The organism is Vreelandella xerophytica (assembly GCF_968048975.1).
In genome coordinates, this window is sequence record NZ_OZ309106.1 from 1,919,122 (window position 1) to 1,937,348 (window position 18,227).

At 56.9% G+C, this 18,227-nt stretch carries 18 protein-coding genes; 14 read left to right on the top strand and 4 right to left on the bottom strand.

Annotated features, from left to right (window positions below):
• The first annotated feature begins 5 nt into the window (after window positions 1-5).
• The 11 genes from msrA to yidD all read left to right on the top strand — a co-directional run bounded on the left by msrA (window position 6) and on the right by yidD (window position 9,767).
• On the top strand, window positions 6-626 hold the full coding sequence (gene msrA / locus ACWF8S_RS09150; RefSeq protein ID WP_447553017.1) for a peptide-methionine (S)-S-oxide reductase MsrA: 621 nt from the start codon (window positions 6-8) through the stop codon (window positions 624-626).
• Window positions 627-768: 142 nt separating this feature from the next.
• Window positions 769-2,151: a glutathione-disulfide reductase gene (gene gorA, locus ACWF8S_RS09155; protein ID WP_447553018.1), complete on the top strand. Its 1,383-nt coding sequence runs from the start codon at window positions 769-771 to the stop codon at window positions 2,149-2,151.
• Window positions 2,152-2,397: 246 nt separating this feature from the next.
• Window positions 2,398-2,979, top strand: a complete 582-nt coding sequence (ectA, locus tag ACWF8S_RS09160) for a diaminobutyrate acetyltransferase (RefSeq protein ID WP_447553019.1) — start codon at window positions 2,398-2,400, stop codon at window positions 2,977-2,979.
• Window positions 2,980-3,066: 87 nt separating this feature from the next.
• On the top strand, window positions 3,067-4,338 hold the full coding sequence (gene ectB, locus ACWF8S_RS09165) for a diaminobutyrate--2-oxoglutarate transaminase (RefSeq protein WP_447553020.1): 1,272 nt from the start codon (window positions 3,067-3,069) through the stop codon (window positions 4,336-4,338).
• Between the two features lie 61 nt (window positions 4,339-4,399).
• A complete protein-coding gene (locus ACWF8S_RS09170) occupies window positions 4,400-4,795 on the top strand; it encodes an ectoine synthase (protein ID WP_447553021.1) in 396 nt (131 codons plus the stop codon).
• 217 nt (window positions 4,796-5,012) lie between these two features.
• Window positions 5,013-5,849: an ATP-dependent zinc protease family protein gene (locus ACWF8S_RS09175; RefSeq protein ID WP_447553022.1), complete on the top strand. Its 837-nt coding sequence runs from the start codon at window positions 5,013-5,015 to the stop codon at window positions 5,847-5,849.
• A 38-nt stretch (window positions 5,850-5,887) separates the two neighbouring features.
• Complete coding sequence (locus ACWF8S_RS09180) at window positions 5,888-7,411, top strand: inactive transglutaminase family protein (RefSeq protein WP_447553023.1); 1,524 nt, start codon at window positions 5,888-5,890, stop codon at window positions 7,409-7,411.
• Entirely contained in the window at window positions 7,408-8,406 is a 999-nt protein-coding gene (locus ACWF8S_RS09185) for an alpha-L-glutamate ligase-like protein (RefSeq protein ID WP_447553024.1), read from the top strand. Before ACWF8S_RS09180 ends, ACWF8S_RS09185 begins: the two co-directional genes overlap by 4 nt.
• A 30-nt stretch (window positions 8,407-8,436) precedes the next feature.
• Entirely contained in the window at window positions 8,437-8,904 is a 468-nt protein-coding gene (locus ACWF8S_RS09190; RefSeq protein ID WP_447553025.1) for a transcriptional repressor, read from the top strand.
• Between the two features lie 46 nt (window positions 8,905-8,950).
• On the top strand, window positions 8,951-9,415 hold the full coding sequence (gene hisI / locus ACWF8S_RS09195) for a phosphoribosyl-AMP cyclohydrolase (RefSeq protein ID WP_447553026.1): 465 nt from the start codon (window positions 8,951-8,953) through the stop codon (window positions 9,413-9,415).
• Between the two features lies 1 nt (window position 9,416).
• Entirely contained in the window at window positions 9,417-9,767 is a 351-nt protein-coding gene (gene yidD, locus ACWF8S_RS09200; protein ID WP_447556573.1) for a membrane protein insertion efficiency factor YidD, read from the top strand.
• On the opposite strand, the gene ACWF8S_RS09205 is transcribed toward yidD, so the two are convergent.
• Entirely contained in the window at window positions 9,764-10,180 is a 417-nt protein-coding gene (locus ACWF8S_RS09205) for a SufE family protein (protein ID WP_447553027.1), read from the bottom strand. The two genes, yidD and ACWF8S_RS09205, sit on opposite strands and share 4 nt — an antisense overlap.
• Before the next feature lie 41 nt (window positions 10,181-10,221).
• Window positions 10,222-11,319, bottom strand: coding sequence for a tyrosine-type recombinase/integrase (locus ACWF8S_RS09210; protein WP_447556574.1), 1,098 nt, complete (start codon window positions 11,317-11,319; stop codon window positions 10,222-10,224).
• 229 nt (window positions 11,320-11,548) lie between these two features.
• On the opposite strand from ACWF8S_RS09210, the gene ACWF8S_RS09215 reads away from it, so the two are divergent.
• A complete protein-coding gene (locus ACWF8S_RS09215) occupies window positions 11,549-12,622 on the top strand; it encodes a DNA-binding protein (protein WP_447553028.1) in 1,074 nt (357 codons plus the stop codon).
• A 66-nt stretch (window positions 12,623-12,688) separates the two neighbouring features.
• Here ACWF8S_RS09215 and ACWF8S_RS09220 read toward each other — a convergent pair whose 3' ends face one another.
• Window positions 12,689-14,329: a BCCT family transporter gene (locus ACWF8S_RS09220; protein ID WP_447553029.1), complete on the bottom strand. Its 1,641-nt coding sequence runs from the start codon at window positions 14,327-14,329 to the stop codon at window positions 12,689-12,691.
• Window positions 14,330-14,631: 302 nt separating this feature from the next.
• Window positions 14,632-15,537 (bottom strand): LysR family transcriptional regulator, encoded by a 906-nt coding sequence (locus tag ACWF8S_RS09225; protein ID WP_447553030.1) that lies wholly within the window; start codon window positions 15,535-15,537, stop codon window positions 14,632-14,634.
• A 111-nt stretch (window positions 15,538-15,648) separates the two neighbouring features.
• Here ACWF8S_RS09225 and ACWF8S_RS09230 point away from each other — a divergent pair, with 111 nt between their 5' ends.
• Both ACWF8S_RS09230 and ACWF8S_RS09235 read left to right on the top strand, forming a co-directional pair.
• The gene (locus tag ACWF8S_RS09230; protein ID WP_447553031.1) at window positions 15,649-17,190 is read left to right on the top strand and encodes a sulfatase; all 1,542 of its coding nucleotides are present in this window, start codon (window positions 15,649-15,651) and stop codon (window positions 17,188-17,190) included.
• A gap of 119 nt (window positions 17,191-17,309) precedes the next feature.
• The gene (locus tag ACWF8S_RS09235) at window positions 17,310-18,182 is read left to right on the top strand and encodes a Bug family tripartite tricarboxylate transporter substrate binding protein (RefSeq protein WP_447553032.1); all 873 of its coding nucleotides are present in this window, start codon (window positions 17,310-17,312) and stop codon (window positions 18,180-18,182) included.
• Window positions 18,183-18,227: the final 45 nt, after the last annotated feature.

The following is an 18,227-nucleotide window of genomic DNA, read 5'->3' on the forward strand; positions in this document are numbered from 1 at the left end:
TGGTTATGACATTATTTTCCAAGGCATCGGCAGCACTGCCTGGCCGTGATACGCCGATCGAGACAAGCGAGCGGCACGCCGTCAATGGGCAGGCACTAAAGCCACCGTTCCCCGAAGGACATGAAGAGATCGTGCTGGGAATGGGGTGCTTTTGGGGCGTGGAGCGCCTTTTCTGGCAAACTCCCGGGGTCCATGTGACCGCCGCAGGCTACGCCGGAGGTGAAACCCCCAACCCTACCTATGACGAGACCTGCACCGGACGCACCGGCCATACCGAAGTGGTGCGGGTGATTTACGACCCACGCCAGGTTTCGCTGGCAACGCTTTTGCAGACCTTCTGGGAACAGCACGACCCGACCCAGGGCAACCGGCAGGGCAACGATATCGGTAGCCAGTATCGCTCGGCGATCTATACCACCACCGATGCCCAGCTGATCGAGGCCCAGGCTAGCGCTGAAGCGTTCCAAGCGGCCCTCGACAAGGCGGGTAGAGGTACAATCACCACGGAAATCGGACCGCTTGAGACGTTCTATTACGCCGAGGGCTACCACCAGCAGTATCTGGAGAAGAATCCGGGCGGATACTGCGGGTTGAAAGGCACTGGTGTTACCTGCCCGATTGGCTAAGCTTGATTTGCTTACGTAGTAATCCAGGGGGCTCGAACATTCATATGGCGCTCTAGCGCTTCAGCACTTCAACCGCTCGCTCAAGAGAGCATCTCTTGAGCGAGCGGTGTACGTTTACAGTCAAGAACAGCAAGGAGTCCTTATGTCAGCGCACGCTGAATTCGATTACGATCTACTGGTCATCGGGGCCGGGTCTGGCGGCGTGCGTGCCGCACGCACCGCTGCCGCCAAGGGCGCTCGTGTGGCCATCGCCGAAGACCGCTACCTAGGCGGTACCTGTGTGAACGTGGGTTGCGTGCCCAAGAAACTCTACGCCTACGCCTCGCACTTTCGCGACAGCTTCGATGATGCAGCCGGCTACGGCTGGCAGCTGCCCCAGGCCGCTACCTTTGACTGGCCGACGCTTCGCGACAACAAGACCGGCGAGATCAAGCGCCTGAACGGCATTTATCAGCGTCTGCTGGAAGAGGCGGGCGTGACGCTGTTCAATGCGCGGGCCTCTCTGGTGGACCCGCATACGGTTGCACTGGCCTTCGAGCAAGAGACCACGCAGGTAAGCGCTGAAAAGATTCTGCTCGCCACCGGTGGCTGGCCCTGGGTGCCTGATTTCCCGGGCAGTGAACTCGCCATCACCTCCAATGAAGTGTTCGACCTGAATACCTTTCCCAAGCGCTTTCTGGTGCTGGGCGGAGGCTACATTGCCGTCGAGTTTGCCAGCATCTTCAATGGGTTGGGCAGCGAAACCCACCTCATTTACCGAAACGAACTCTTCTTGAAGGGATTTGATAAAGAGGTTCGTACCTTTACCCGCGACGAGATGACCAAGAAGGGGGTCAATCTCCATTTCGACAGCAACATCGAGCGCATCGAATCGGCTGACGGCGCACTGAGCGTCACCCTGACCACCGGCCAGGTCCTTGAAGTGGATACCGTGCTGGTCGCTACGGGTCGACGCCCCAATATCAAGAACCTGGGGCTCGATAAGCTGGGGATCGTGCCCATCGATCAAGGTAAACTCGCGGTCAACGAACGTTTTGAAACCTCGGTAGCCTCCATTCTGGCACTGGGCGACCTGACGCCCGGGCCTGAGTTGACCCCGGCTGCCATCGCCGAGGCGATGCATCTGGTGGATCATCATTTTGGCGAAGCACCGACGCAGCCCCTTGATTACGAACGGGTGCCCACGGCGGTGTTCTGCCATCCCAATATCGGCACGGTGGGGTTGACCGAAGAGGCCGCCCGCGAACGCTTTGACGGTATTCGCGTCTACCGAACCGATTTCAGGCCCATGAAGCACACGCTTTCCGGCAGCAACGAGCGCATGTTGATGAAACTCGTCGTCGATGACGCAAGCGATGTGGTGGTCGGCGCCCATATCGTGGGTGAAGACGCTGGCGAGCTGATTCAAAACGTGGGTATTGCCGTGCGCGCCGGGCTTACCAAGGCCGATTTCGATCGCACTCTCGGCGTGCATCCGACCGGCTCCGAAGAACTTGTCACCATGCGTACCCCGACGCGTACCTGAGAGGGCAATCTCGTTATCAGACGCATCTGAAGGAAGCGAGCGAAAGCTCGCTTTTTTATTTCTCTCTTTTTTTGAAGTTGAACTAGACTTTTCACGCACCCAGGATTTTTCAGAATATCGGTATAGCTTTACCCATCATATATAATTAGAAATTATCAAAAAGGGATTTTAAGATAATATGCTCTTTGAGTTACTAATAATCAGCTGTTATAATGGTTCTCAAATTCGCTACAGCGAAGCATAACCATGAGCATGCCTTCAACGCCTTTTACCCCTTCATTCGACCTTGCACGACCCACCGTGGCCGATGCCGTGGTAGGCAACGAACAGACACCCCTGTTTATTCGCAAACCCAATGCCGACGATGGCTGGGGAATATATGAATTGGTGAAGGCGTGTCCACCACTTGATGTGAACTCGGCTTATGCCTATCTGCTGCTGGCGACTCAGTTTCGCGATACCTGCGCGGTGGCGACCAATGAAGAAGGAGAGATCGTCGGTTTCGTTTCCGGTTATGTAAAGGACAACGCTCCTGACACGTTTTTCTTGTGGCAGGTGGCCGTGGGTGAGAAAGCTCGTGGCACGGGTCTTGCCAGACGTCTGGTCGAGGCGGTGATGTCCCGCGATGAGCTGACCTGCGTACATCATCTGGAAACCACGATTACCCCGGACAACCTGGCGTCCTGGGGACTGTTCAGGCGTTTGGCTGCCCGTTGGCAGGCACCGCTCAACAGCCGTGAATATTTCTCCACCGAACAGCTGGGGGGCGAACATGACCCCGAGAATCTGGTACGTATCGGACCATTTCAAACCGACATGATCGTGTGATTCAAACATGACCAGGGCGTTTTATTGCCCACTGGTTGATGAGCCTCTGAATGATGGGGCGGGATAATTCTTGAAAAGGAGGTCAATATGCAGACCCAGACGTTAGAACGTATGGAATCCAATGTGCGCACCTATTCGCGCTCGTTTCCGGTGGTGTTCACCAAGGCGCAGAACGCTCGCCTGACTGACGAGAATGGTCGCGAATACATCGATTTTCTCGCCGGTGCCGGTACGCTGAACTACGGACACAACAACCCGCATCTCAAAGAAGCGATGATCGACTATCTTTCCACGGATGGCGTAGTTCATGGGCTGGATATGTGGACTGCCGCCAAGCGTGATTATTTCGATACGCTCGATGAGCTGATCTTCAAGCCTCGTGGGCTTGACTACAAGGTGCATCTACCGGGTCCAACCGGTACCAATGCGGTCGAAGCGGCCATTCGTCTGGCTCGCGTTGCTAAAGGTCGCCACAATATCGTGACCTTCACCAACGGGTTTCACGGCGTCACCATGGGCGCACTGGCTACTACCGGTAATCGCAAGTTTCGCGAGGCCACCGGCGGTATTCCCACCCAAGGGGCCAGCTTTCTACCCTTTGACGGCTACATGGGCGAGCACGCCGATACACTGGACTATTTCGAGAAACTCCTGGGTGACAAGTCCGGAGGGCTCGACATTCCGGCGGCGGTGATTGTCGAAACCGTGCAAGGCGAGGGCGGTATCAATGTCGCGGGGCTTGAGTGGCTCAAGCGCCTGGAGAGTATTTGCCACGCAAACGATATCCTCTTGATCATCGACGACATTCAGGCAGGTTGCGGGCGTACGGGCAAGTTCTTCAGCTTTGAGCACGCAGGTATCAAGCCGGACATGGTCACCAACTCCAAGTCGCTTTCCGGTTTTGGCCTGCCGTTCGCTCATGTTCTGATGCGCCCAGAGCTCGATCAATGGAAACCGGGCCAGTACAACGGCACCTTCCGTGGGTTCAACCTGGCCATGGTCACCGCTACGGCCGCGCTCAAGAAATACTGGTCGAACGACACGTTCGAACGCGATGTCCAGCGCAAGGGTCGTATCGTCGAAGAGCGCTTCCAGAAACTCGCCAAGCTTCTGGACGATAATGGCATGCCGGCCACCGAACGCGGCCGTGGCCTGATGCGAGGTATCGATGTGGTTTCCGGCGAAATCGCCGACAAGATTACCAGCAAGGCGTTCGAGCAAGGGCTCATCATCGAAACCAGCGGCCAGGATGGTGAAGTGGTCAAGTGTCTGTGCCCGCTGACCATCACCGATGAAGACCTTCTCGAGGGTCTGGACATTCTCGAGAAATGTGTCGAAGCCGTCGTCAGCGAGAAGTAATCCGCGCTTACACCTCAATTTCACGGTGGCCTGCCACGGCCACCCCAAAAGGAGCACTTCCATGATCGTTCGCAACCTCGAAGAAGCCCGCAAGACAGATCGTCTGGTAACCGCTGAAAACGGCAACTGGGACAGCACGCGCCTGGTGCTGGCAGAAGACAAGGCCGGCTTCTCGTTCCACATTACCCGGATCTTTCCTGGTACTGAAACCCATATTCAGTACAAGCATCATTACGAAGCTGTTTTCTGCTATGAAGGCGAAGGCGAAGTGGAAACCATCGCCGATGGCAAGATCTGGCCGATCAAGGCAGGTGATATCTATCTGCTGGATCAACACGATGAGCACCTGCTGCGCGGCAAGGAAAAAGGCATGACAGTCGCCTGTGTCTTTACTCCGCCATTGACGGGTAACGAAGTGCACCGTGAAGATGGCTCATACGCGCCGGCAGAGGATTGATCCTCGAGCGCGCCATATCTAAGGCAGCCTTGAAAGAGGCTGCTTTTTTTTGGGGCGAGACCCTGGCAGGTTATTTAGAGTTCATGCCACTTTAGTTCGCATAATATATATTATGTTAAATAGAATGTTATTTCTTTAAAACGCCAAGTGCGCATTGGACAAGCAGCCATACTTCTTCATATGATTCGTCCTCTTGATATTAAGGAATCCCCTCGTTATGCGCTCACGTTTTATTTGGCTGATGGCTGGTATGCCGTTGTTGTTTGCAGGTTGCGCAGTGAATCAGCCGGAGTCGAATGAGCCCCCACCCTTGAGCGAGTCTGCATTCAATGCGCGCATTCAGGCACTCGAGTCTTCGCTTGCTCAACAGTGTGATACCGGTAAGTTGCAAACACAGCAGGCAAGCCAGCACCAGGTGCTTCTTTCCAACGTACATGAGGTCGGCAGTCTGTTACGGACGCTACAAAAGGACGTGGCGGATATCGAAGCCCGCGGTGAAGAGCCGGTTGTCATTTATGAGGCGTGCGAGGCTGCCCCGGTTCAGGACGACAAGACCCTGCTTGGGCGCAGCGAATGGGTAGGATTTCCAGCGATCGGTACTTACCTGAAGGCGCGTATCGACTCTGGCGCCAATACCTCGTCGCTTTCCGCCACCGACATTACACGCTTTGAGCGCGACGGTGAAAACTGGGTGCGCTTCAAACTGGCGCTCAACGATGAAGACATTGCGGTCGACCGTATACGCGATGAGTGGATCGAGGCACCCATTCAACGTCGCGTTCGTATCGTCCAGGCTTCCGGCGAAGAAGCGCGCCCGGTCATCTCGCTTTTGATGACCCTTGGTCCGATTCGGGAAAACATCGATTTCACGTTGAACGATCGGACACATCTGGATTTTCCAGTGTTGCTGGGCCGGCGCTTCATGATGGATATTGCCACCATTGACGTCGCACAGGCCTATATTCACGATCGACCGGAATTCCCCGGTGGCGACCCCGCCGACCAGGCTGCTGAAGATGAAGTAGCTGATGATCAGGACGATGCAGAAGAGTAAGCACTCTACCCTGTCGCTTTTCGCCGAAAGGAATCTTCATGTCACGCTTGCCGTTTTATCTGATTGTCGGATTTTTGTTGATCGCGGGTATCGCCACCAGTATTCACCGTCACGTCGAGTTCGAAATCCCTTGGGTACCCGGTGAACAGCGCCAGGTATGGGAAATTGAAGCAGTCATCACCTTCAACGCCCAGGGCGGCCCGGTACAGGTGGATCTGGCGCTGCCGTCTCATCAGGCAGGCTACCGAGTCTTGACCGAAAATACGGCTTCTTCGGGTTATGGGCTTTCCTACAGCGCCGATGAGCTTGGCCGCCAGGCTCAATGGACGATTCGTGAAGCTTCCGGCAGTCAGCAACTCTACTACTCGGTACAGATGCTGGTTTCACCCGACGCTCGTGCCCCGGTACAAACGCCGCCCGGGCTTTCCACGCCGTCGCCCTGGGAAAATCCCTACGAAACCGCGGCCGATCAGCTGATCGAACGCGCCTGGGCGCGCAGCGCCAGTAACGCCACTTTCGCTCGGGAGCTGATTCTGGATATCAATGGCGACCGTCAGGCTGAAAACGCCCGGCTGCTGCTGACCCAGGAAGCCCCGGCGGCACTTATCGTGCGGCTTCTTAATCAGGCAGGTGTTCAGGCACGCGAAGTGAGCGGTCTGATGCTGGAGGACGCCCGTCGTCGTCAGGCGTTGAGCAGCTGGATCCAGGTGTTTGATGAACCCGCCGAGGAGTGGGCGATCTTCAACCCCATGACCGGTCAACGCGGCCGTCCGGACAACCTGCTCTTGTGGGAAACTGGCGGTCGCGCAGTACTTGAAGTGGAAGGCGGCAGCAATTCCCAGGTCAGTTTTTCGATGCTGACCCACAACCAGCCCGCCTCGGCCGCCGTGCGTAATCACCGCTCGGAAGATACGCTGCTGAACTTCTCGATTCACAGCCTTCCGCTTGAAGAGCAAGCGCTCTTTCAGACCATTCTCTTGATCCCCATCGGCGCTCTGGTGGTGGTACTGCTGCGCGTATTTATCGGGGTCAAGACATCTGGCACCTTCATGCCGGTACTGATCGCGCTGGCGTTCATTCAGACCACACTTTTGACCGGCCTGATCGGCTTCTTACTGATTGTCGCCGTGGGCCTTGTCATCCGTAACTATCTTTCGTACCTGAATCTGCTGTTGGTCGCGAGGGTCTCGGCGGTGATCATCACGGTCATCGCCATCATTGCCGCCTTTACGGTGCTGGCGTACCGCATGGGGCTCAGCGCGGGCCTTACCGTCACCTTCTTCCCGATGATCATTCTTGCCTGGACCATCGAGCGCATGTCGATTCTCTGGGAGGAAGAAGGCCCCAAGGAGGTATTGATTCAGGGCGGCGGCAGCCTGGTCACGGCGGTGTTGGCGTATCTTGCCATGAACAACCCCTGGATTCGCCATATCACTTTCAACTTCCTGGGCGTGCAGCTGATCCTGATGGCGTTCATTCTGCTCTTGGGCAACTACACCGGCTACCGGCTTCTGGAGCTTCGCCGCTTCAAACCGATCACTGAAGACGAGAAGCCCTCATGAGCTGGCTCAAGAACTGGACCTGGCCCAGTCGGCTGCAAAGCAAGGGTATCATCGGCATGAACCGGCGTAATATCCGTTATATCGGCCGGTACAATGCCCGCAAGCTCTACCCATTGGTGGATGACAAGCTCAAGACCAAACTGCTGGCCCAGCGCTACGACATTACCACGCCTGCCTTGATCGGCACGGTCGGCACCCAGTTTGAAGTCAAGCACATCGGCGCGATGCTTACCGGTCATGACGGCTTTGTCATCAAGCCCGCCAAGGGCAGCGGCGGCAAGGGCATTCTGGTGATCGAGAAAGTCGAGGACAATGCGTTCATCAAACCCAGCGGCGCCCGACTTGCGCTTGCCGACGTCGAGCGCCACGTCTCCAACATTCTCTCTGGGCTGTACTCGTTGGGTGGCTCGCCGGACGTGGCGGTGATCGAAACACTGATCAACTTTGACGAGAGTCTGATGGCCTACACCTACGAAGGCGTGCCGGATATTCGTGTCATCGTGTTCAAGGGTTATCCAGTGATGGCGATGATGCGCCTGTCTACCGCAGCCTCCGACGGCAAGGCCAACCTTCACCAGGGCGCGGTGGGCGTCGGCCTCAATATTGCCACCGGTGCAGCACTTCGCGGCGTACAGTTCGACCGCCCCTGCTACACCCACCCGGATACCGGGCACGATCTGGCAAGCCTGGTGGTGCCCCAGTGGGATACCCTCCTGAACCTGGCTGCCGGCTGCTATGAGATGACCGGGCTGGGTTATCTGGGCACGGACATGGTATTGGACCGGGTACACGGCCCCATGCTGTTGGAACTCAACGCCCGCCCGGGGCTTGCCATCCAGATGACCAACGGCGAAGGCTTGCGGCGGCGGCTTGATCTGATCGAACGCCAGCCCGACGGCGTGGGTGTCAAGGAGCGCGTGGCGTTCGCTCAACACCATTTCGCCCGCCAGAGCGAGCTGGCATCATCCCCTGACACGAAGGCGACGAGCGCGTAAACTAGGCGTATTACGTTTATCGGGTCGCTCATGATGAAAACAAGCACGCTACTGCAGCAAGCGGAATCACAATGCTCCACGCGGGGGGTGCGTTTTACCCCCATTCGCAAGCGCGTGCTCGAAATGATTGCCAATCACGGCGGCGGCCTGAAAGCCTACGACCTGCTCGACCAGCTTTCCAACGAACACGCTGCCGCCCGTCCGCCTACCGTGTATCGCGCCCTGGAGTTTTTGATCACCGAGGGCTTTGTCCACCGTATCGAATCCCAGAACGCTTATATCGCCTGCGCCTGCCCGGAACATACGCACGGCTTTCAGCTTCTGATCTGTCGGCACTGCGGTCGCGTCGAAGAGCTTCACCTGGACGCCATCAGCGACGAGCTGGCCGGCCTTGCCAGGCAGCAGGGGTTCAACGTCGAGCGGCAGACCATCGAGCTTCAAGGCCTGTGCGCTGCCTGTCGAGAAGCAGGCAAGGCCGTCAAGCCGTCGGGCAAGTAGACATGCCCGCTTCGTTTTAAGCTTTCAACTTATCCGAGTATTCGTTATGTCCCGTTTTGAACAGTGTTCATCCGGCGCCCTTTTCAAGGCGCTCGAGTCCGCCGCCCCTGAAGACACCCTGCCTGCGACGGCAACGCTTCTGGATGCGGCCAAGTTCAACAGTAAAGGTCTGATGCCCGCCATTGCCCAGCAGCACGACACCAAACAAGTGCTGATGATGGCCTGGATGAACCGCGAAGCGTTGGAAGAGACGTTAAAAACGAAGCGCGTATGCTACTACTCGCGCTCGCGTAAAAAGCTCTGGCGCAAGGGCGAAAGCTCCGGCCAGCAGCAAGCGCTGGTGTCCGCCGCCTTCGATTGCGACGGCGACACGCTACTTCTTCAGGTCGATCAAACCGGCCCTGCGTGCCACACCGGGCGTAAAAGCTGCTTTTATATCGCAATCGACGCCCAAAACGCCGCGATCACCAGCGAAGCGCTGATTGACCCGGCCACCCTCTACGCCCAATAACGTGCCCGCTTTACGCGCCCTTAAAATCGCGCTGACCAAGGCGCTGGGTGCGGTCTTGATCGGTTTGGTCAAAGTGTATCAGGTAACGCTGAGCCCCCTGCTCGGCCCGCGCTGCCGCTTTTGGCCAAGCTGCTCTTCCTATACCGTCGAAGCCATAAAGGTTCATGGCCCGTTCAAGGGCGGCTGGATGGCGATCAAACGCATCAGCAAGTGCCACCCCGGCCACCCGGGTGGCATGGACCCGGTTCCTGGCGGGAGAAGCGAAGCCTTGCACAAGGCCGACCAGCGCGACGAAGGTGAAAACGCCTGCGCCGGCCACGACAAGAAGCCAAACGGTAAGAACAAAGCCTAGCCGCTTTGCGCAACCTGATAGATACGCTCGAGCATCGCGTGCAGGCCGTTACTGCGCGTGGGTGACAGGTGTTTATCCAGCCCCAGGTCTTGAAGAAAGTGCGGCTGGGTCGCGGTGATCTCTGCCGGCGTACGCTCGCTGTAGATGCGCAGCAGCATGCCGATCAAACCCGAGACGATGGCAGCGTCCGAGGTCGCCTTGAACACCAGCTTTTCGCCATCGACCTCGTGGTTCATCCACACGTTCGACTGACACCCCTGGATCTTGTACTGCTCGGTTTGCCATTCGCCAGGAAATTCAGGGAGCTGCTTTCCCATATCGATGATGTACTGATACCGGTCCATCCAGTTATCGAACATCTCAAACTCTTCAACCAGCTCTTGCTGGGCGAGTTCTGGGCCGGGCGTGCTCATGATGCCTCCTTGGACGTCTTGAAAGATAAATCTGGCGAGCATTATAACGCGTCACTACCGCTTTTTGGGGTCGTCGAATGAATGCGGTGGCGCTGCTGCTCGGCGTGCCACTCGTCGGCCTCGGTATGCAGGTAGCGGCTGGTGGTTTCAAGGCGGGCGTGGCGGGCGCTCTCGGCCAGGTAGCGAAGGCTGATGCCGGATTGCGCTTGGTGGGTAATCGAGGTGTGGCGAAGCCAGTGCGGCGTGGCCCGTCGCAACGTATCGACATGGGCCGGTTCGCCCTGCTCTTGCTCGAGCGCCTGGGATGCCTGTAAAAACGCCGACTTGATCAACCGATAGAGCTGGTTGTCGCTGATACTGCGCGTTTTATCCAGCGCACGCAGAAGTGGCGTCGGTTCATCGAAGCCGGGCAGCGGTGAAAGGCCGAGCGCGAGGCGCCACTCTTTTAGTGCTTCGAGCATGTCCTCGGGCAGCGGTATACGCGCCCGCTTTTGGCCCTTGCCGGTCACCACCCACCACCAGCGCCCTTCTATCAGGCGAAAATCGTCCATTCTGGCCTCACTCATTTCGCTGATGCGCGGCGCCAATAAGTAAGCAAAGCTAAAAATGAACCGCCGCCGCGCCTGCTCGAAGCGCTGCCTGGGGCTTGCGCCCTCCTCTGTTTGGTCGATCCAGCCCCAAAGCCACTGCCAAAGCGACTGCTCCAGGTAGCGCTCGACCGACGTCGTCTGATTATTGAGCCGCCGTGATTTATCGCGCATCAAGCGAAACGGGTTATGCGCAACCCACCCCGCCTCGACTAGCCAGCTATAAAGCCCTTGAAGAATGACCAGGCTCTGGCGGCGGCTGGCCGGTGAAAGCCCGGCGCGAAACGGTCGCCAGTCCGGGCTGGAGCGCGGCGCGCCGGGCCCGATCCAAAAGGATGCGGGCTGCGGGTTTTCCAGAAACGCCTCGAAGGCGCGAAGCGCCTCGCGATCCAGCTCATTCAAGCGCCTACCGATGCTGTCGAGCCAGAGCAGCAGCCGCTGCGCTTCGCGCCGGTACGCCTTGAAGGTCTGGTGGCTTTCGCGATATTCGGCAAGCCAAAGCCCCACCGCCTCGGCATCGCTTGCGGCCTCGATGCGCGCGCCGCTAGCAATACGCTCGACGCTCGCTAAAACTTTTTCTAATTCAATATCTTGACTAACCAGCAGCCCGTCATCGCTCACGCCGCCCTCCTATTTGTTTACCCCTCACCCCGAATTCTGACGAGTAGGCTATAAAAACTCAAGATAATACGTGTAATCTTGAATTTTATAGCCTATTCGTAAATTAAATTACATATTACGTTTTACGTAATTATTGTATTAACCAACACACTGAGCCAAAATGGCCGCTTCACCGACCATCAGGATCGACACCATGGCGCGTAGCGGCATTCAGTACAGCGACGTTCAGCAAGCAATCGACACGCTGCTGAGCCAGGGCGATAACCCCAGTGTTCAGCGCATCCGCGAGGTGCTGGGTACGGGCAGTTTTACGACCATCAGCGAGCATTTTCGCCAGTGGCGCAGTGAGCGCGAACAAAACCGTGACGTACCGCCGCCCAAGGGCGTGCCGGAAGTCGTCGTGAATACGGCGAGCGAGCTGTGGCGCGAGGCCCAGGACGTCGCCAACCAGGCGCTGGTCCACTACCGCGAAGACGCCAGCCGGCAGGTAGACGAAGCCAAGGAAGCCGCGGAGCGCGCCGAGCAGAACGCCCTGGATGCCCAGCAGCGCGAGAAAGCGCTGGCCGAGCACCTGCGTCATACCGAGGCGCGCCTTGAAGCACTGAGCCGCGAACTCGCCACGCTCGAGTCAAGTCAGGCCCAGCTGATCGAGCAGGCAACGCGCGCCGAGAAGCAGACCGAGCGCGCCCAACACGCCAATGCAGAACTCGAACAGCGTTATCAGGCGCACCAGGAAAGCGCCCAACAAGAGCGCCAGGCAATGCAAAAAAGCTGGGAGCAGCGCCTGGCTCAGGAAGAGGAGCGCAACGAGGCCTCCGAGGGCAAGCTGATGGCCCTACTGGATACACTCAGACAAGAGCGCGCTCAGGAAGAGAAAGCGCACCAGAAGCGGCTCGGCCAGCAGGAACAAAAGCGCACTACGCTCGAAGAGGAGCTTGCGCGCAAGCAGGAAGTCCTTCAGCAGCAGAGCCTGGAGGCGCGCAGCGCTAAAGAACACCTGGCGCAGCTTGAAAAGGATAAACGCGCCTTGAGCGAGGACAATGCCGAGCTCGAGCAACGCCTGCAGCAGAGCCAGCAACAGTTGGAGCAGAGCCGCGCCCAGGCAAGCGATGCCAACGCATGGCAGCGCTCGCTCAACGAACAGATCCAGGCGCTTCATCAGCAGCTAAGCACCCTGCCGCAAACGCTCACCGCGGCGCAAAAGGAGCGCGATACAAAAAAGCCACCTCGCTAGGAGGTGGCTCTGCTTGTTCGCCAGACTGGCTCGGCGTGGGTAGGCTGTTCCCGGCGCCCCGTTTGCTTAGGTCTGGGGCTTGGGGGTCTCGTCTTCCGACTCCTCGGGCTGCTCCCAGGAGCCCTCTTCGGTCCAGGGGTCGTTTTCCGGAAACTCTTCGATATTGATCTCCGGGTCGTTGTAATCCGGCTGATAGCGCAAATCGTACTTGGCGGCGCGCACCATCGAGACCATCAACAGCACCGCGATCAATAAAAGCGGCACCCCGCTGACGATACTCGCCGTCTGCAGCGTCTCGAGACCACCCAGAAACAGCAGCGACATGGGCAAAAACGACAGCGTGAACGCCCAGAACAGGCGATGAAAACGCCCGGGCTCTTCCTCGAGATTCTTCTCCGCCGCCGAGGAGAGAATGTAGGCGATGGAGTCGAAGGTGGTGGCCGTGAAGATCGAAAGCAGTATCACCACCGCCAGCGTCACCAGCCAGGTCAGCGGAAGCTCACCCAGTACCGCGTAGAACGCGACGTTGGCGGAGCTGTCGTTCATGATCTGAATGACGTCCAGGGTACCGCTTAGCTGTAGGTAGAGGCCGTAATTGCCCAGGATGATGAAAAACAGCGCGCAGCCGAGTGAACCGAAGAACATGGAACCTGCCACCATGGTCTTGATGCGCCGCCCCTTGGAGATTCGCGCGATGAACAAGCCTACCGTCGGCGCAAAAACGAGCCACCAGGCCCAATAGAACACCGTCCATGTCCGGGTGAAGCCGGTTTCCTCGAAGCCACCCAGCGAGCCAAAGGGCTCGGTCCAGGTCGCCATACGCACCAGGTTACTCAGCATTAAACCAATGGAGTTGAGCCCGGTATCCAGAATGAATACCGTGGGCCCCACGATCAGGATGAACGTCAAGACGCCCAGGCCCAGCCACATGTTGATGTCGGACAAGAGCTCGATTCCGCCCTTGAGCCCGCGCCAGGCACTGATGGCAAAAAGCGCCGTGGTACCGATCAGTACCAGCACCTGACTAGCCGCGTTGGGTGTAAAGTTGAAAAGATTACCCAGCCCTTCGTTGATCAACGGCACCAGAATACCCAGCGAGGTCGCGCCGCCGCCCAGCATGCCGAAGATGAACAGTATATTGATGATATTGCCAAGCCAGCTACGCGCGAGCTTTTCCCCCAGCACCGGGCGAATCGCCTCGCTGATACGCAGTACCTTGTGCTTGCGCACGTGGAGAAAGTACGCCATGGGCAGCGCCGGCACCAGATAGATCGACCAGGCCACCGGCCCCCAGTGGAACATGCCGTAGGTCGCCGCCCAGGCGGTGGCTTCATCAGAAAATGGCTCGAGCCCGAAGGGCGGATCCTGCAGGTAGTACATCCATTCGACCATGCCCCAAAACACCACCGCCCCGCCAATACCCGCGGCGAACAGCATCGCGCCCCAGGAAAGCAAGGAAAACTCCGGCTCGGTGTCGATATCGCCGAGCTTGATCTGGCCGATATCGCTGAACACGATATAGAGCATGAACCCGAGCGAGGCGATCCCCATGGTCAAATAGAGCATGCCGAAGGTGCGTGAGACGAACTCCTGGGCCGCCATTACCCAGACCCGGCCCATCTCCGGGAAGATAATGAGCGGAAGCGTCACCAACAGCAAAAGCCCCAAAGAGCCGAAAAAGATCGGCTTGTGAATATTGGATAACATCGATGGCGTGTTTATGAGCCTGCTCCCTTGTTTTGGTTTTTCATTACTTGCAGTTACTTATTGGATAATTCATTAACCGCTTTTTTACCAACATTTCGCATCATAAAACGTTGACCAAGTGTTAAAACCGGACGCTAACCGTTTCCTGCTCGATAGTGGAGCCAGCCAAAGCGTCTGCGAAACTGGAAGTTTCTTGAGGGGCTTGCTTAAACGAGCATAAAAAAATGCAGTACGAGATAGTCATGTTTGGCTAGTGTCAGGACAAATTGGGATGACCCGACCCGACCCGACCCGGCGTGCGGTCAAGCTTGGCTCGTAGCCTGCTGAGCAAAGATCCGTTGCAATGCGACCACAGGTTTAGATGTCACGAGTGCCCCCTTGCAAATCACACCGATATCGAGTGACCAGAGAGGATCGGAAAGGGGGAGCAACTGTAAACCGTCCTGTTTTGCGCGTGACAAAATCATCGAACTTACGATGGCATAGTGATCAGTACTCGCAAGGATCGCGAACATGACCGAAATCGAGGTGGTTTGTAAAATCGCCTCAATCTCACTTGGGTGTGTTGTAAGCGTTGTCTTGGCCCAATCACTGAACTCGAAATCATCGGTAAATCCCACGCGGCCATAGCGGGTCAACGTATTGAGAGAAATTCGCTCTTCATAAGAAAGAGGATGACCGCGCCTGGCTATCGCCACCATCGGTGAGTGAAGCAATGGCTTGAAACTGAATGATTCGGGCAAATCGCCCTTGGGCCTGGCAGTAACCGCGACATCCAGGCGGTCTTGCTCGAGACGATCGATGAGATACTCTGAGATGCCAGTCTCGATATCAATACGAAGCTTGGTGAACTCCTCTCGAAATAATGCCAGCGCTTGCGGAAAACTGCTGACCGCCAACACCGGCCCCACTCCGATTCGCAGAGTCGAACCAAGGTTGTGATGCAAGTGTGCGAGATTCATCGATGCAAAGCGCGCTTCTTGGTCGATCACCAATGCATGACGATGCAAGGCCTTGCCCGCCAGAGTGGGTTCGATACCCCGATGAGTGCGAACGAAAAGCTCGGCTCCCGCTTCTGCCTCGAGCAACTTTAAACTCTTGGTCAAGGCTGGCTGGCTGATTCTTTTGCGTCGCGCGGCTTCGTGCATGCTTCCCGCATCGTAAAGCACTAGAAAGTTCTCTAGATGCCGCGAAATCAAAATTCGCATGGTGATCACCTTTAGTTATCAACGCTCCACTTTTTTATATTTCCTTTTATCTTTACCAGATGCAACAATGATTTCTACTTGGTCATCAAAGCAAAAGCATGAGAGGGATGGATGCGGACAATTTTCATACTCTTCGATTCGCTTAACCGAGCAGCGCTTGGTGCATACGGTGGAACGGTGGTGCAAACGCCAAATTTCGATCGTTTTGCCAAGCGTAGTGTGACCTTCGACGCTCACTACGTCGGATCCATGCCCTGCATGCCGGCGCGACGCGACCTACATACCGGCCGGTTGAATTTCATGCATCGCTCTTGGGGGCCAATGGAGCCTTACGATAACTCGGTTGCCTCGATTTTGTCCCAAAACGGCATTTATACGCATCTGGTCTCGGATCACCTGCACTATTTCGAGGATGGCGGTCACGGTTTCCATACCAAATTCGATAGCTATGATTTCATTCGTGGTCAGGAATACGATCCTTGGGTAGCGCTGGTTGAGACACCAGTGAGTCGAATCAGCGAAAGCTTCGATTCGCGGCACTACGATACTCAAACACCCAACAAACGCCTTCAACACGCTAAAAATCGTCAGCAAATTGTGGCCGAGGAGAATTTTCCTGGTCCTAAATGTTTCCACTCTGCTTTCAGTTTTCTAGATGCCAACCGCGACGCCGATGACTGGTTTTTGATGCTGGAGTGTTTTGATCCCCACGAGCCGTTTCACGCGCCGGAACGGTTTAAAGAGGCCTATCAAACAGGCTTTCAGGGAAAAATACTCGATTGGCCGCACTATGAGCGTGTCGTCGAAAGCGACGAAGAAATCGCCGAGATTCGAGCCAATTACGCGGCACTGGTCGCCATGTGTGACGACTACTTTGGGCGGCTGCTGGATTACCTGGACGAGCACAACATGTGGGAAGACACCTGCATCGTCCTGTCCACCGATCACGGTTTTCTTCTCTCCGAGCACGGCTGGTGGGGCAAGGCTCGAATGCCCTATTACGAAGAAATTTCCCACATACCCTTGATGATCCATCATCCGGCTCACGCAGATAAGGCTGGCAGCCGGCGCAGCGCTTTGACCCAGACGACCGATCTGATGCCAACCTTCCTCGAGATGCATGGCTGCCCCGTCCCCGACGAAACTCGTAGTAACAGCTTGATCTCGCTTTTAGCATCGAACGAAGAGTATATACGGGATGCGGCGATCTTCGGGGTCTTCTCCGGTCCGATCGGAGCCACCGATGGCCGGTACGTGCTCTATCACTATCCGCCGGATATTTTCGCCGAGGGGCTCGTCGAGTACACACTTGCACCGAACCACATGACGGCGCCTTTCACCCCGCAAGAGCTTAAAACCGCCAAGCTGGTACCCAGTTTTGACTTCACCAAGGAAATTCCGCTGTTGGCGATCGACGCTCAGAGCGATGCCAAGCGCCCCCCCAACAACGATGGTATTGGCTACGCTGATCTTGGCACGCGCCTTTACGATCTAACCAATGACCCTTGCCAAGAGCGCCCAATTACGAACACCGATGCGCAGGCCCGGCTTTACGAGAAAATGTATGCGGAGCTGTTGGCGCATGACACGCCAACAGAGTTTTATCAATGGTACGGTCTGGACGCCAATCTAAAACAAGAGGTAAAACGATGAAACATCTGATAAAAATAACATGTGCTGCATCAGCTATTTTCCTCGGTGGAAGCGCTATCGCACAGGATTTCCCCACACGCAATATCGAGAACATCTACCCTTGGGCGCCAGGCGCCACCATGGCCGCAAGTCAGGTTATTGCCGGTGCCATGGGCGATGAGCTCGGAGTGAATATTTCGGTCGTCTCGACCCCCGGCGCCGCGGGCACTCGTGCCTTCGAGACCGCACTTTCACGCGCAGCAGACGGTTATACGATCTTCGATGGCTATGTCGCGCCGCTGGTGCTGCAACCGATGCTGGGCAACGTCGAGTGGTCTTACGAGGATTTCACGCCACTGTGGTCCGCCACCTCCAATAGCTTTGCGATCGCTACCCGCGCCGACGAAGAGCGCTTTACCGATCTCCCCTCATTGATTGAGTACGGTAAAGAGAATCCCGGCGATCTTCGCTACTCGCCAGGCGTCGCCAATGGGCTGCCGCATATGGTGATGGCACGCGTGCTACAAAGCCAGGACATGGTCGCGCAACTCGTTCCTTATCCCGAAATCGATGTTGCTATACGCGACCTGCGCGGCGGGATTCTCGACTTCGTGGTCATCAACCCCGGCGTTTTCGAGGTAAACCGCGACCAGGTGAACGTGCTGGCGGTACTCTCCGAGCTTGAAGAAGCCTCTGCAACCTACGACGGGGCGCCAAGGGTGGCCGACTTCGATATCGACCTGGGCATGACGGGGCTTGCGCCAATGGGGTGGAACTGGTGGTTGGTTCACCCGGACACCCCCGAGGAGCGCGTTGAAGTTCTGCGTGATGCCATGGGCGCGGCTCTGGCCCGCGAGGATGTCCAGCAGCGTCTACTCGACATGGGCTACGTCTCCCTGATGCACGGCCCCGGCGAGTACGAAGAAGTCGTCGGCTCCGCCGCCGATGAACTTCACGGTGGCATCGATGCGATCTCTTGGGAGTCTGAGCAACTCGAGGCGCTCGACAACTAGTTCAATTCTTGACCGCTTGACATGCTGCCAGCCATCAGTGGCAGC

Excerpts from the sequence above, each read along its gene's own strand:
- ectA (WP_447553019.1), top strand. The coding sequence starts at position 2,398 with ATGAGCATGCCTTCAACGCCTTTTACCCCTTCATTCGACCTTGCACGA.
- gorA (WP_447553018.1), top strand. The coding sequence starts at position 769 with ATGTCAGCGCACGCTGAATTCGATTACGATCTACTGGTCATCGGGGCC.
- ACWF8S_RS09180 (WP_447553023.1), top strand. The coding sequence starts at position 5,888 with ATGTCACGCTTGCCGTTTTATCTGATTGTCGGATTTTTGTTGATCGCG.
- ectB (WP_447553020.1), top strand. The coding sequence starts at position 3,067 with ATGCAGACCCAGACGTTAGAACGTATGGAATCCAATGTGCGCACCTAT.
- ACWF8S_RS09230 (WP_447553031.1), top strand. The coding sequence starts at position 15,649 with ATGCGGACAATTTTCATACTCTTCGATTCGCTTAACCGAGCAGCGCTT.
- ACWF8S_RS09170 (WP_447553021.1), top strand. The coding sequence starts at position 4,400 with ATGATCGTTCGCAACCTCGAAGAAGCCCGCAAGACAGATCGTCTGGTA.
- ACWF8S_RS09235 (WP_447553032.1), top strand. The coding sequence starts at position 17,310 with ATGGCCGCAAGTCAGGTTATTGCCGGTGCCATGGGCGATGAGCTCGGA.
- ACWF8S_RS09205 (WP_447553027.1), bottom strand. The coding sequence starts at position 10,180 with ATGAGCACGCCCGGCCCAGAACTCGCCCAGCAAGAGCTGGTTGAAGAG.
- ACWF8S_RS09220 (WP_447553029.1), bottom strand. The coding sequence starts at position 14,329 with ATGTTATCCAATATTCACAAGCCGATCTTTTTCGGCTCTTTGGGGCTT.
- hisI (WP_447553026.1), top strand. The coding sequence starts at position 8,951 with ATGTCCCGTTTTGAACAGTGTTCATCCGGCGCCCTTTTCAAGGCGCTC.
- msrA (WP_447553017.1), top strand. The coding sequence starts at position 6 with ATGACATTATTTTCCAAGGCATCGGCAGCACTGCCTGGCCGTGATACG.
- ACWF8S_RS09185 (WP_447553024.1), top strand. The coding sequence starts at position 7,408 with ATGAGCTGGCTCAAGAACTGGACCTGGCCCAGTCGGCTGCAAAGCAAG.
- ACWF8S_RS09225 (WP_447553030.1), bottom strand. The coding sequence starts at position 15,537 with ATGCGAATTTTGATTTCGCGGCATCTAGAGAACTTTCTAGTGCTTTAC.
- ACWF8S_RS09175 (WP_447553022.1), top strand. The coding sequence starts at position 5,013 with ATGCGCTCACGTTTTATTTGGCTGATGGCTGGTATGCCGTTGTTGTTT.
- ACWF8S_RS09215 (WP_447553028.1), top strand. The coding sequence starts at position 11,549 with ATGGCCGCTTCACCGACCATCAGGATCGACACCATGGCGCGTAGCGGC.
- ACWF8S_RS09190 (WP_447553025.1), top strand. The coding sequence starts at position 8,437 with ATGATGAAAACAAGCACGCTACTGCAGCAAGCGGAATCACAATGCTCC.